Annotated in this window: 12 protein-coding genes; 9 read left to right on the top strand and 3 right to left on the bottom strand. The window is 48.9% G+C overall.

The features are described 5' to 3' along the window. Positions 1-176 precede the first annotated feature (176 nt). Positions 177-353: a hypothetical protein gene (locus OXN25_15575; GenBank protein ID MDE0426273.1), complete on the top strand. Its 177-nt coding sequence runs from the start codon at positions 177-179 to the stop codon at positions 351-353. Positions 354-620: 267 nt separating this feature from the next. Here OXN25_15575 and OXN25_15570 read toward each other — a convergent pair whose 3' ends face one another. Continuing rightward, the gene (locus tag OXN25_15570; protein MDE0426272.1) at positions 621-962 is read right to left on the bottom strand and encodes an integrase core domain-containing protein; all 342 of its coding nucleotides are present in this window, start codon (positions 960-962) and stop codon (positions 621-623) included. Between the two features lie 224 nt (positions 963-1,186). On the opposite strand from OXN25_15570, the gene OXN25_15565 reads away from it, so the two are divergent. The 4 genes from OXN25_15565 to OXN25_15550 all read left to right on the top strand — a co-directional run bounded on the left by OXN25_15565 (position 1,187) and on the right by OXN25_15550 (position 5,540). Next, positions 1,187-2,263 carry an Rpn family recombination-promoting nuclease/putative transposase gene (locus OXN25_15565; protein ID MDE0426271.1) on the top strand — a complete coding sequence of 359 codons (1,077 nt, stop codon included), beginning with the start codon at positions 1,187-1,189 and terminating at the stop codon, positions 2,261-2,263. A 220-nt stretch (positions 2,264-2,483) separates the two neighbouring features. Beyond that, entirely contained in the window at positions 2,484-2,921 is a 438-nt protein-coding gene (locus tag OXN25_15560; protein MDE0426270.1) for a hypothetical protein, read from the top strand. A 1-nt stretch (position 2,922) separates the two neighbouring features. Continuing rightward, positions 2,923-4,377, top strand: coding sequence for an RtcB family protein (locus OXN25_15555; protein ID MDE0426269.1), 1,455 nt, complete (start codon positions 2,923-2,925; stop codon positions 4,375-4,377). 458 nt (positions 4,378-4,835) lie between these two features. After that, positions 4,836-5,540: a hypothetical protein gene (locus tag OXN25_15550; GenBank protein ID MDE0426268.1), complete on the top strand. Its 705-nt coding sequence runs from the start codon at positions 4,836-4,838 to the stop codon at positions 5,538-5,540. A 245-nt stretch (positions 5,541-5,785) separates the two neighbouring features. Here the strand turns inward: OXN25_15550 and OXN25_15545 are convergent, their stop codons facing one another. Together OXN25_15545 and OXN25_15540 are read right to left on the bottom strand one after the other, a co-directional pair. Continuing rightward, a complete protein-coding gene (locus OXN25_15545) occupies positions 5,786-7,213 on the bottom strand; it encodes a mercuric reductase (protein MDE0426267.1) in 1,428 nt (475 codons plus the stop codon). 25 nt (positions 7,214-7,238) lie between these two features. Continuing rightward, positions 7,239-8,786, bottom strand: coding sequence for an amidohydrolase family protein (locus tag OXN25_15540; GenBank protein MDE0426266.1), 1,548 nt, complete (start codon positions 8,784-8,786; stop codon positions 7,239-7,241). 185 nt (positions 8,787-8,971) lie between these two features. Here OXN25_15540 and OXN25_15535 point away from each other — a divergent pair, with 185 nt between their 5' ends. The 4 genes from OXN25_15535 (at position 8,972) to hemB (ending at position 12,590) form a co-directional block, all read left to right on the top strand. Further along, positions 8,972-9,457 (top strand): hypothetical protein, encoded by a 486-nt coding sequence (locus OXN25_15535; protein ID MDE0426265.1) that lies wholly within the window; start codon positions 8,972-8,974, stop codon positions 9,455-9,457. A gap of 43 nt (positions 9,458-9,500) precedes the next feature. Next, positions 9,501-10,586, top strand: coding sequence for a Gfo/Idh/MocA family oxidoreductase (locus tag OXN25_15530; protein MDE0426264.1), 1,086 nt, complete (start codon positions 9,501-9,503; stop codon positions 10,584-10,586). A 115-nt stretch (positions 10,587-10,701) separates the two neighbouring features. Then, complete coding sequence (locus OXN25_15525) at positions 10,702-11,622, top strand: hypothetical protein (GenBank protein MDE0426263.1); 921 nt, start codon at positions 10,702-10,704, stop codon at positions 11,620-11,622. After that, complete coding sequence (hemB, locus tag OXN25_15520) at positions 11,619-12,590, top strand: porphobilinogen synthase (protein MDE0426262.1); 972 nt, start codon at positions 11,619-11,621, stop codon at positions 12,588-12,590. The genes OXN25_15525 and hemB overlap by 4 nt, the downstream gene beginning before the upstream one ends. Positions 12,591-12,602 lie beyond the last annotated feature (12 nt).

Below are 12,602 nucleotides of genomic sequence, written 5' to 3'. Positions count from 1 at the left end.
CAAAGGAACCCTGATAAGCACTGCTTTACAATCACTTTTGAGAAATATCAGGCCAATTACTTTTGTTTGACTCAGAAAATAAACCATGATATAATTTCTTAAGTGTAAATCGTGTCGATCCTACTGTGTGGCAACCGACACAACTAACAACAAAACGCAGATAAGGAGATTATATCATGCCACTTTGGGGAACGATTTTAACTGTTGTATTTTCGGGTATTGTTGCAGCAATATCAATCGCAAGTTTTCTTAGATCGTTTAGATTTGCGACTAAAGATAACATTGATGAATTAAAAACTGAAATTAGAAATATAAACCAACGTATAGATAGGCATCTCGAAAAGCATCCATAATTTTAACTTGACAAACGCGATCTGTGCATGCTATACTCACAATCGATAGAAAGTGCCGCGTGTTTAAAAAAATATAGGCTCACCTTAGAAAAGGCAAGCCTAATCGTTTTTGCTAATCACTATTGAAATATGAGGCGATTAACAAAAGTCTGTAGTGCCACCATTTATTAGGGCCACAATTCCCTAAAGTTAAGACAAGTTTTTTCGTTGAAATTCCATAGGTGTCAAATACCCTAACGCCGAATGTGGGCGTTTGTGGTGATACACCTATGCGATAAACTGCCCGATGTGTTCTCGCGCCTGGGTAATATCTTGGTAATCATTGAGGTGAACTTCTTCTTCCTTGAGGGTGCGGATGAGTCTTTCGGCGTATCCGTTCTCCCAAGGATGCCCTCTGTGAGCTACCGAAATCTGAATACCGTGTGCTTTGAGCAGTGAGAGATAAGCCCTTGAAAGATACTGCGCGTCTTGATCGGAGTGGTGTATCTCCGGAACCCGGCCGTCTAATGCTTGCTCTAAGGGTTCCAACGTTAGAGATTGCGTCAAGTGTTGACCGAGGTGCGACTCTCTAATCAATGCGGGTGAAGACATCCATGAGCAGCGCGACATAGATGAAGCGTCCTTTGAGGCGGACGTACGGGAAGGCTGATGTTTATTAGTTTTCCAGCGATCATTTCCGAGTGGGTTGCGTTGGTTCCGCTGGCAGCTTCCTCAAGAAATGCTGTGTTTCAAACGCGAAAACGTGTTGACAAAAGGATCTGAAATATGTTAGACTCTCTCATATACGTAGGCGGCGGGGCTGCGGATGCCTCCCTGTCCGAAGAGGAAAACGCATGGTAATAGAACGCGAACTGCGGGAGTTGTCGAATGTTTCGAGCCACCACTTCCCCGATAGGAGCGCGAAATGGCTGATCCGTCAGCGCGAACATCTCGAAGCGGTGCTGAGAATGGTCGCAGGACAGATCGCCGATGCCCTTGACTTCGCACACGTCGAACAACTCAATCGAAGTTTCATCTCCGATGAACTCCGACCCCAAGAATCCGATATGATCTTCAGAGTGCCGTTTCGGTCCCCAACGCAGACGCGTCAGGAAGTCATCGTCTATCTGCTCATAGAACACCAATCCACGGTCGATCCCTCCATGGGACTTCGCTTGCTCTCTTACATGGTTCAGATATGGATGGAGGAACGCCGGCAGTGGCAGGAAGAAAAACGTCCACAGAGCGAGTGGCAGCTGACACCTATCGTGCCGATCGTCTTTTATACCGGTAAAGGAGAATGGCGGGCACCGTTGTCTCTCACCCCACTCTTGGACATCCCGGAAGTCCTTACCCGTTTCGTCCCGACTTTCGATGCCTTGCTCCTCGATGTCAAAGCCACGGCCCCCGACGCGTTGACGGCAGCCGGTCATCCCTTGGGATGGTTGTTGAGCATCTTACAGCATGAGGACTCCGATGCCCCTGTGATGCGGCAAGCCCTCCTTGAGGCTTTAGAAGGGCTGAGGGATTTACACACAGACGATGCGGATCAGTATAGGCGTGCGATTTTGTATATCTTCCTGCTGATCCTACACCGGAGAGACGCCTCAGAACATCAAGACTTACTTCGTATCCTCACAAGAGAGGATGCACAGAATCAGGAGATCGTAGACATGGCAGCATCCATCATTGAACTCAGCGAACAACGCGGACATCAACTCGGTATAGAACAAGGCATAGAACAAGGGGCGCGTCGGACGAGTATCGAAAGCACCCTCGCTATCCTCAACACTCGCTTCCCTGACGCTGACGTTCAGACACTCACGCCTACACTTGAAGCTATTGCGGACCTCAACCGACTCAAGCAACTCAATATCGAGGCATCTATCGTAGTCTCCTTTCACGCCTTCCAAGAACAGGTAGATGCATAAGCCGACAGAAAGCGAGTACCGGTTAGGTGAATGCAGAAGATGAGTCTAACGCATAGGGGCATTTGATACAAACTTAAGATTTACGCAGCGCACTCTTTTGTAGTATAACCTGTATGGAATGCCCTCGGTAACATAAACCATCAGCGAAATTACTGATTCATAACGCTTCGAGTGTTCCTAAGCATGATGCTTTTTTTCACAAACTTATCGGAGGATAATCATGAACTTTACACTGCGTTTTGTGGGTATCTGGATATTAATATTTGCAATGGTATTGGCAAATGCTTCAGTCGCAACAGCCGATAGAACATCAAATGATTCGCCTGACAAAACATCAAATCGTACTGAGGCTGAAACTTTTTATCTTTCAACGCTGGTCATACTCGGCACCGTCGGTTTGGGAAATTGGCTGACCCCTTTAGATGATTGGCAGGCTGAGATTCGCAAACTCAAGCAAGATGAAGCGTTCATTGAACGTTGGATGTTACTCTACGATGATGCAGCCTCTCTCGAAAAAGCGAAAAAGGCGATTATGAAAATTCAGGAACGGCGGAAAGCCCTGGAGAAGAAATACAACCGCTGGAAATGGGTCTATTATCCCGCGGTAGGCATCGTTGGCGCGAGTGCTGTATCCCTACTTGTTTGGTTGAGAGATTAACATGGCAGGAAACATAACACTTCAAAAGATCGACGAATATCGCTGGCGTATCCCGAAAAGCTACATGAAAGGGATGCGTGTTGACGGCATCATCTATGCCAACGAAAAGCTTCTCGATCAGGCAAAAAGTGACGAAGCACTGCAACAGGTCGCAAACGTTGCGCATCTTCCCGGTATTGTTAAGCACTCCCTCGCAATGCCCGATTTACACTGGGGATACGGGTTTGTTATCGGTGGTGTCGCTGCGACAGATCCCCAAGCAGATGGTGTCGTCTCTCCCGGCGGCATCGGATACGACATCAATTGTGGTGTCCGACTCATCCGTACGAACCTTGATGTCTCGCAACTTGAGGGAAAACGGAAATCACTCGTCGCCAAGTTGTTTGAGAACGTTCCGTGTGGTGTCGGTTCAAAAGGCAAAATTCGCTTGACTGTCCAAGAGGAACGTCAGATGTTGGAAAAAGGGGCACTCTGGTCAATTGAGCGCGAATACGGACATCCCGGGGATCTTGACTTTACCGAAGCGACCGGATTCCTCCAGCACGCCAACGCCGATGCTGCGAGCAAACGTGCCTTAGAACGCGGCAAAAATCAACTCGGTACCCTCGGATCTGGCAACCATTTCCTTGAGGTCCAAACCGTTGACCGCGTCTTTTACCGAGAAGCCGCTGATGCTATGGGGTTACGCGAAGGCAATATCTGTGTCATGATTCACACGGGTTCACGCGGTTTTGGCTATCAGATTTGCGATGAACACGTCAAGAGTTGGGTCAGAGTTGCAGAACGATACGGCATCAATCTCCCTGATCGGCAGCTCGCCTCTGCACCGATTAACTCACCCGAAGGACAGGACTACATTACCGCAATGGCATGTAGTGCAAATTATGCGTGGAACAATCGGCAGTGTATCATGCACCTCGTTCGTCAGACCTTCATGCAGTTTTTTGAAACGACAGAAGATGAACTCGGTTTGGAACTCGTCTACGATGTTGCACATAACATCGGAAAGTTTGAAAAACACACCGTAGATGGAAAAGAACGTGAGTTGTTTATCCATCGCAAAGGTGCGACCCGCGCCTTCCCAGCAGGTCATCCAGAGATACCTGACAAATACCAGAAAATCGGACAACCCGTCTTAATTCCCGGCGACATGGGGACTGCCTCTTACGTGCTTGTTGGGAATCCGGGAGCGATGGCAGAGACATGGGGTACAACCTGCCACGGTGCCGGTAGAGTGCTCTCACGGCGGAAAGCAATTGCTTTGACGAAGGGACGTTCTATCCAGAAAGACTTGGAAGCGCAGGGCATCTATGTGCGCGCGGAAGGCAGGCGCACGCTCCAGGAAGAGGTCCCCGAAGCCTACAAAGATGTTGATGAGGTCGTCCGCGTCGTTGACAAGGCAGGACTCTCCCGACGCGTCGCCCGCCTCCGTCCTATCGGTGTTGTAAAAGGTTGAAAAGTAGTATGGACCTGCTGTTCGTTACAAACCGGACCTACCGTGTGCAATTATGATCCTGCCGACTGCTGATGGCTGACTGCTATATGCCAATGTCTATTTTTTTATCAGTTTTATTTGAGTCTGTTCAAAAAATAGGCAATTCCGCCTTATAAATCACCCAAAACAGCCCCTTTTTGATTGGCACGAAAATTGCACGTCCCTATGTAAGCCTCCTTGGGTAAGCCGGAGCCATATTTCCTAAAAGGTGTAGTTTGCAAGCCTCTGTTGCATGCGTGAGTTAGGTTAGGACCCTGAACCTCTTGGAACCGACTGGAAGTGTGGTTTCCGGCTCCTTTTTCTCCAATCTATTTTTTTCATTCGAGCTCGACACGGTTTCGTTAGTCACGAAACTGTTGACACCCTCCCAAAAATATGTGATAATTGCCCTAAAATTTGAAATCCTGGCGGAGAAACCGATGAAAAAACTTGCCGATATGTCCCGTGACGACATCTATGAACTGCTCCAACGCGTTACCCATGAGGACTTTTTTGATTCACATAAACGCCTCATGCGTTTGCTCAACGCGCCACCTTCGGCAGAAAGTGAGGCGGAATTGGTAGCAGAATTCCGAGAATTTTTCTGCGAATACACATCTCTCGCCTTGTGGTTAGAGGAATACGAAGAGAATCCGCTTCAGGGCTTAGATACGCACACCGCGCTTGCGAAAAAACTGAGGCGGCACCTCGACTACATTCACGCCAATCGGAAAACAACGCTTGATGACCGAATGGACAAACGGATGGGTATCCCCTTAGAAAGCGAGTCGGTACCAGAGATAAAGGTATCCGAGCTGCCACCAGCGGAATTCCGAGCGTTGCTCCGTGTTCTCGTTGCAGAGGAACTCTTTAGTGTCCGCGAACAGGTTGTTGCGTTGCTGCAGGAGAATCCTTCGCGTCAACAGTTAGATGCATCGTTTCGCGAGTTGTTCGTCGCCTACGAACTTTTTGAACTGGTATTAGACCCATATCATTATGATCCAGACGAGGGATTGGAATTACGGCCCGAAGTTGCCGCAGAGATTGATCAGAGCATCGCGGATTACGAGTCTGGGAAAGTTAAAGCGATTCCCATTGAAGAGGTGGCGGAAAAACTTGGGTTGGATTGGGAATGTATCGATTAAGAATCATGCCAAAAGCTGAAGATGGCTTAGCTCAGTTGGATGCTACAATAGTCCCGAGGGTTCGCAAAAAAATGGATAGGTTATGCGAAACTGGTCCAATGGGCCGGCACAAAGCACTAAAAGGAAAAGATAGGGGAAAGTTCAGTGTCCCAGTAGGGAGCTATCGAATCGTATATTCCTTTGATACGCGAGAGCAAGTGGTGATTGTTCACCGGATTGGACATCGTAGCAGCGTCTATTAGAGGTCAACTTGACCGAACCAATTTCCGCAAAGTCTGAATCAACGTTCCCTCTGAGAACCATTTCCCTGCCACGCGCCACGTACTGCTCGAAAAAGTCGGATACACGTGGATCATACCACTCAATTTCCGCAAGGGAATTCCCGTCTGCATCGCCAAGACGTATTCATGGATAACTTCACCCGCGTTAGCTCCCACAATGTGAACGCCTAATATTTTCCCACTCCACCGACTCGCAATAACTTTTGTGAAACCTTGCGTCTCACCTTCAGCAACCGCTCTATCAACATCCGTTTGGTCGAGTGTGAACACGTCAACATCACCATGTTTCTCGCGTGCCTCTACCTCCGTCAATCCGCATCGAGCGACTTCTGGATCACAGAAGGTCGTCCACGGGACGACACCGTAGTTAATCGTTTTGGAGAAAGGGAAAAAGATATTGCGGATGAGCAGCTGCGCTTGAAACGCTGCGACGTGCGTAAACAGATAGTGTCCAATCACATCACCTGCAGCATAAATATTTTTGACGCTCGTCTGAAGTTTGTTGTTCACTTCGATTCCGCGTCTACCTACCTGAACTCCGATTTTATCGAGTTCTAAACCCTCAACGTTCGGTGCGCGACCTGCAGCGATTAGGATTTTATCGAACGTCTGTTCTGTACTACCCCCTTCACTACTGCTGAGAACCACCTTTGTGCCTTCTCCATTTTGTGCGACCGCTGTTATATTCGTGTTGAGTCGGAGGGTGAGACCGTCTGCGCGAAGGTAGTGGAGCATCTGTTCAGAGACATCGGTATCTTCTTTCGTCAAGATGCGTTCACTCCGTTGGACTATCGTCACATCGGCACCGAGACGATGAAATGCCTGTCCGAGCTCAACACCGATTGGACCCGCACCAACAACCAACAGCCGTTCAGGGAACTCTTCTAATTCCCAAACTGTTTCGCTATCAAGATAATCACAGAGTTCCAATCCGGGTATAGGAGGGGCAAGGGGGCGAGACCCCGTGCTAATCACGAATTTTTTGCTTTTGAGGGTGCGTGTCTCGTTATTCTCAACATCTTCTACGACGAAAGTATCGGACGATTCAAAGTGTCCGCTTCCGAAGATAACATCGACTCCCATCTCGCGGAACCGTTCAGGATTGTCGTGTTCCTCTTCAATTGTGTGTTGCGTACTTTGCACGTATTCCATCACCCGCTGCCAGTTAGGTGTACCGTCTGTGGCTGCAACGCCATATTTCTCTGCGTTCTGTATGTAATTCGCGACCTTCGCCGCTTTCAGGAGTGCTTTCGATGGCACGCATCCCGTCCAGAGGCAATCACCGCCAATACGATGCTTTTCCACAAGTGCTGTCTTTTTGCCTAACTTTGCGCCCGCCACCGCGAGCACAAGACCCGCGCTGCCACCGCCGATGATTGTCAAATCATACATATCCATTCCTCTCCACACTGTTCTATTACCGTTGTTGACGGAGTACCTTGCCGGGCAACTGGCCCGTCACGTTTCCGTCTTCGACAACTAAAACGCCGTTAACGAGTACCCAGTTTACACCGACAGGTGATTGCACCGGATCGAACCATGTAGAGCGGTCTGCAACAGTTTCCGGGTTGAAAACAACGATGTCCGCAGCAAGACCACGGTTAATTCTACCTCGGTCGGACAGCCGGAAGCGTTCCGCTGGAAAACCGCTCATTTTATAGATGGCTTCTTGGAGAGAAATTAGTTGGCGTTCGCGCACAAACTTGCCCAGATACTGCACGAAACACCCATAACTTCGCGGATGTGGGTGTGGAATATTGTAGACACCATCACTCGCAATCATCATGCGAGGGTGGTTCGCAGTGCGATTCAAAATACGTTCATTTTCTTCAGGCGGTGTTGCCCACGGCATCACAAAGGTTTCAATGGCGGCTTCTTCACAGATGAGGTCAAAGGCGAAGTCTTCATTAGATTTACCGACGCTTTTAGCGCCTTCCGCGAGCGTCATCCCGATAAACCTACCAGAACGGTTATATCCGACAATCTGATTGCCTTGGCGTAGTTCACCGCTAAGATGTGTGATTGATTTTTCTCGGACTTCAGGGTCTTCGAGGTTTGTTAACATATCGTTAGGGGCGCCGGTCTGAAATTCCATCGGAAGCATCATTGCCAGATGGGTCATGCCTGCAGGATAGAGGTAGGATTCAAAGGTCAAATCTATCTGCTCTCTCTCGACACGTTCGAGGATTTCAGCGGCTTCGTCGTCAACGCGTTCGTGTGAGATATGGACAGGAATCTCAGCGCGTTGTGCAATCTCGATCGTCTCTTCCCACGCCTGTTTTCTGCCGAGGATACGGTAACGGATGTGCGCGGCGTAGATGGCATCGTAACTCGCAGCGATCTTTGAGAGATAAACCAATTCATGCAAATCCGCATTCGCCGAGGGTTGGTAGTCGAGACCTAAGCAGAGACAACACGCACCTGCTTCCAACCACTCACGGGTGATGTATTCCATCACTTTCAGTTCGTCTGGTGTTGCCGGACGTGGATCCCACCCCATCGCATTGAGGCGAACGGCACAGTGCGGTACCTGTGGATAGAGGTTCGCCGGGATCCGCCCGTCGAACATACTCAGATACGCCTCTGGCGTTTGCCAGTTGAGAGGGACTTCATCGTCTCCGTAAGCGAATTGTGTGTAGTGCCACATTTCTTGCGCTTGTTTTGGTGATAGAGGTGCCCATCCAAAACCGTCTGGCGCGGCTAAGTGCGTCGTTACGCCTTGACTAACGGCTGCGAATTGATCTCGTCCACTGAGTAGTGCAATCTCAGAATGAACATGTACATCAATGAAACCCGGACAAACTACCTGTCCTTCCGCAGATATTCTATGCGCTGTTTCCGCCTGCTCAAGGTCTCCGATAGCAGCAATGTGGTCGCCTTGGATACCGATATCTGCTACAAACGGTTCTCGTTTCCCTGTTCCATCGATAATATTTCCGCCAGAAATAATTGTGTCAAATCTCATAAGCATCTCCTCAATTGTTGATTTAACCTATCACCGGAAGCGATGTATGTCAACGGAAAACTTACGTAGAGACGGTCTTCCAGTGATTTGCTTTGACAAAAAATCCAACCCTTGATACAATACTGGTTAGGATTCATTGCCAAATTCATTCGGGTATTTCTTACACCACAATAGGAGAAGAGCGCATGCGTCAAACCTACGCTTTCATCAGAACTTTGCTCGTAAATCCGTATGTCACGTTAGGGGTAGCCCTATTGCCGTTGATGGTTGTGTTGAGCAGTTGTAGTGAGACTGCTTCTGGTGGCAGCGGTTTTACGGATGTAGGACGCGATGAACCGACTATCGTTGATTCTGTTTTAGCAATTAGCGTCTTTGATGATAGGCCCGATGGCATCACTACGACCTTTGCCGCTGGGGTCAACGACCAAGTGTTTTTATGGATTCTGTGGGGGAATGTCGCAGAACAACATACGGTTGAAGTCTCATGGTTCTCACCAGAGGACGACCTGGACGATCCGCCGTTCTGGAGTGAAGAGAAAACCCTCACCTCAACGACCGGCGATAAAATTACATGGTTTTACATAGACCTACCCGATGATACCGGTGAGTGGTTCGTTGAAATCTATCTTGATGATCTCTTCGAGCGGAGCCATATTTTTTGGGTAGAATAATGCAGGTAAACTCCTATCTATTTACAACCGGAAGGAGAAAACCGTGGATAAACTGAAAATCGCACATATTGGTACGGGTAGACGCGGGAGCGGAACCTATCTGCCGATTATCTCGAAATTGACGGACGACCTTGAACTCGTCGCCGTTTGCGACCAACAAGAAGAAAGCGTCACCGAACAGGGCGATAAATACAACGTCCCTGCTTACACAGACACTGAGCAGATGTTAGACAGTGTTAAGCCAGATATCTGCGCAATCGTTATTACACCCAGTAACAATCATATCCCTGGACTCCTCTGCTCCGAACATGGTGTCAGTTATTGCACTGAAACACCTATTGATACAGATCTCGGATGGGCAGACAAAATGATTGCGTCCGCACAAGCCAACGGGACGAAGTTGGAAGTCAATGAAAACTATTATCGCGTCCCGACGGAACGGATAAAACGAGAAATGATTCTCGCCGGGGTCTTCGGCAAAGTCAATGTCGCATACAATGACTTCCGAGGACACGGTTACCACGGTATAGGTCTCATTCGCAGCTACGTCGGTTTTGAAAATGAACCGGTCCGAGTTTACGGCTTCCGAAAAGGATATAACGTCCAGAACCACGTCTGGCGGCAGGGACAACCCGAACGAAATACTGAGGATTGGCAGCATGCAGTGATTGAGTTTGCGGACGGGGCTATCGGTATCTTCAATTTTAGCGGCCTCTCTTACGGTTCTCCGCTCCGCGGTTTTAACGGCTCAAAGTTCTATGCAGAACGCGGAATGTGTTTCCGAAATGATGCAGTCATCTTGAACGAAGCGGCTGATGCCCAACGTCCGATTAACATTTCACGTAGAACCAACAACGTCGACGGCTATGAGACACTCTCTGCGCTTGTTGCCGATACGGAGCCTGAAGTCGTCTGGGAGAACCCTTTGCAAAATTATCCACTCAGTGATGGTGAAATCACCGTCGCATCAGAGTTGATGAGTCTCGTGGATGCGGTTCGGAACGACACAGAGCCTGAATATGGTGCCTACAACGGTCGGAAAGACCGCGAGATTGATGTCGCTATGGCGCGTTCATGGGCAAATGACGGCGCGCCTGTCTCTTTCCCGTTTGAATACGAGAAACGTTGAACACGGTTTTCGCGACTGCGCAACACGTCATGTTTTCCTTGTTGTTTCCAGTAAAATTCTGTATACTATTCAGGTAGATAATTGGAAAAGTAAAAAATTTTGGAGGAATACCATTGTGAGAAAAATCCGGTTTACCCTCGCTCTCTTACTCATTTTTGGTTGCAGCACGACCTTGATGGGAAACGAATGGGCGAACTACTACTTTCCGGATGCACTCGGAAATTACTGGGTTTACGAAGACCAGAACGGCGACGAATTGACGCGGTACGCAATAGAACCAGAGAATATTGACGGCGAAACCTATCGGGCTTTCACTTATGATCCCGGCTTGGAGAATTGGGCGGACTTTGAACACTACATCCACCCGTATTATTATCAAGTCGGAGACGATTGGGTGGCATTCTTTGTCGGCACAGAGGTTGAAAACGCCGCGAAGGCATCTCTAATAGAGCAGATGGAGGAGGCACTCGTTGTGATGCGTCAGGCGATGCAGGAACAGATGCCTGAAGGGTTGAACGTCTCATTTGACATTGACTACGAGATTGACGTAACATCCCAAGATTACTTCTATTTCCTACCGACACCTGCCACTTTCAACGAAGAGTGGACGGCGATTGAGGTGAATGTTGTGCTAACCCTGACGATTGACCTCAAAGGGCTGCCGATGGAAATACCCGGAGGTTCAACCCAAACGGTTACAACCTACATGACTTACGTAGAGATGGGGAACGTCACAGGGACAGAAACAGTAGAGACAGACGCCGGCACTTTTGAAGACTGTTTGGTGGTTGAATACCGGACAGACCTATCATCTGAAACGGCTCTGTCTGTGGAAGTCCCACAGCAGCCGGGTATACAAGAACAGGCGGGGATTTCCGTCACGACCATCTGGTTGGCACCGAACGTCGGGATTGTTAAGTTTACACAGGAACACCAGCAAGACGCTGGGTCCGATGCACTTGGGTTGACACCGCCCGAAGAAAAAAACTTTGAATTGATACAGTACGAAATCAAATCAGGTTCAGACAGCGAATGAGTACCTTCCCTATCTATCGTCCAAGGCGACTTCGCGCAAATGAAAATCTGCGCCGACTGGTTCGCGAAACAGCACTCTCTGTGAATGACCTCATCTACCCGATGTTCGTCGTTCATGGGCGTGAGATCGCAACTGAAATTTCTGCAATGCCTGGATGTTATCAGTATTCAATTGACAATCTCATCAAAGCTGCGAAAGAGCTCGCTGCACTTGGAATCCCTGGAACAATTTTGTTCGGAATTCCGGCAGCAAAAGACCCTTTCGGTTTAGAAGCTTATGCCGACGATGGTATCATTCAACAGGCGGTGCGCGCCGTTAAAGATGCTGTGCCTGACCTACTTGTGATGACGGATGTCTGCCTCTGTGAATACACGGATCATGGACACTGCGGGGTCGTTGAGGCGGGTGAAGTCCAAAACGATCCTACGCTTGAGCTCCTTGTTAAAGAGAGTCTTTCGCATGCCCGTGCTGGTGCCGATGTCATTGCCCCATCGGACATGATGGACGGACGTGTTGGAGCAATTCGCACGGCATTAGATGAGAACGGATACGAAAACATTCCGATTATGGCGTATGCTGCCAAATACGCATCTGCCTTTTACGGTCCCTTTCGTGAGGCAGCAGAATCTGCGCCGCAATTTGGGGATCGCCGTGCCTATCAGATGGATCCAGCGAATGCTGCAGAGGCGTTACGAGAGGTCTCACTTGATATTGAAGAAGGAGCAGATATCCTCATGGTAAAACCTGCCCTTTCTTACCTCGATGTCATTCATCGGGTCAAAACAGAATTTCAGGTGCCTGTTGCTGCTTACAACGTCAGCGGCGAGTACGCTATGGTTAAAGCAGCAGCACAAAATGGCTGGATTGATGAGGAGCGGGTTGCACTGGAGCTGCTAACCAGCATCAAACGCGCCGGTGCTGACATGATTCTAACCTACTTTGCCAAGTCCGTTGTGGAATGGCTATAAAAAATTGGAGGA

This window comes from Candidatus Poribacteria bacterium (assembly GCA_028820845.1).
Classification (GTDB): domain Bacteria; phylum Poribacteria; class WGA-4E; order WGA-4E; family WGA-3G; genus WGA-3G.
Note: the sequence above shows the minus strand (reverse complement) of the source record. Positions and strands in the feature narration are given on the sequence as shown.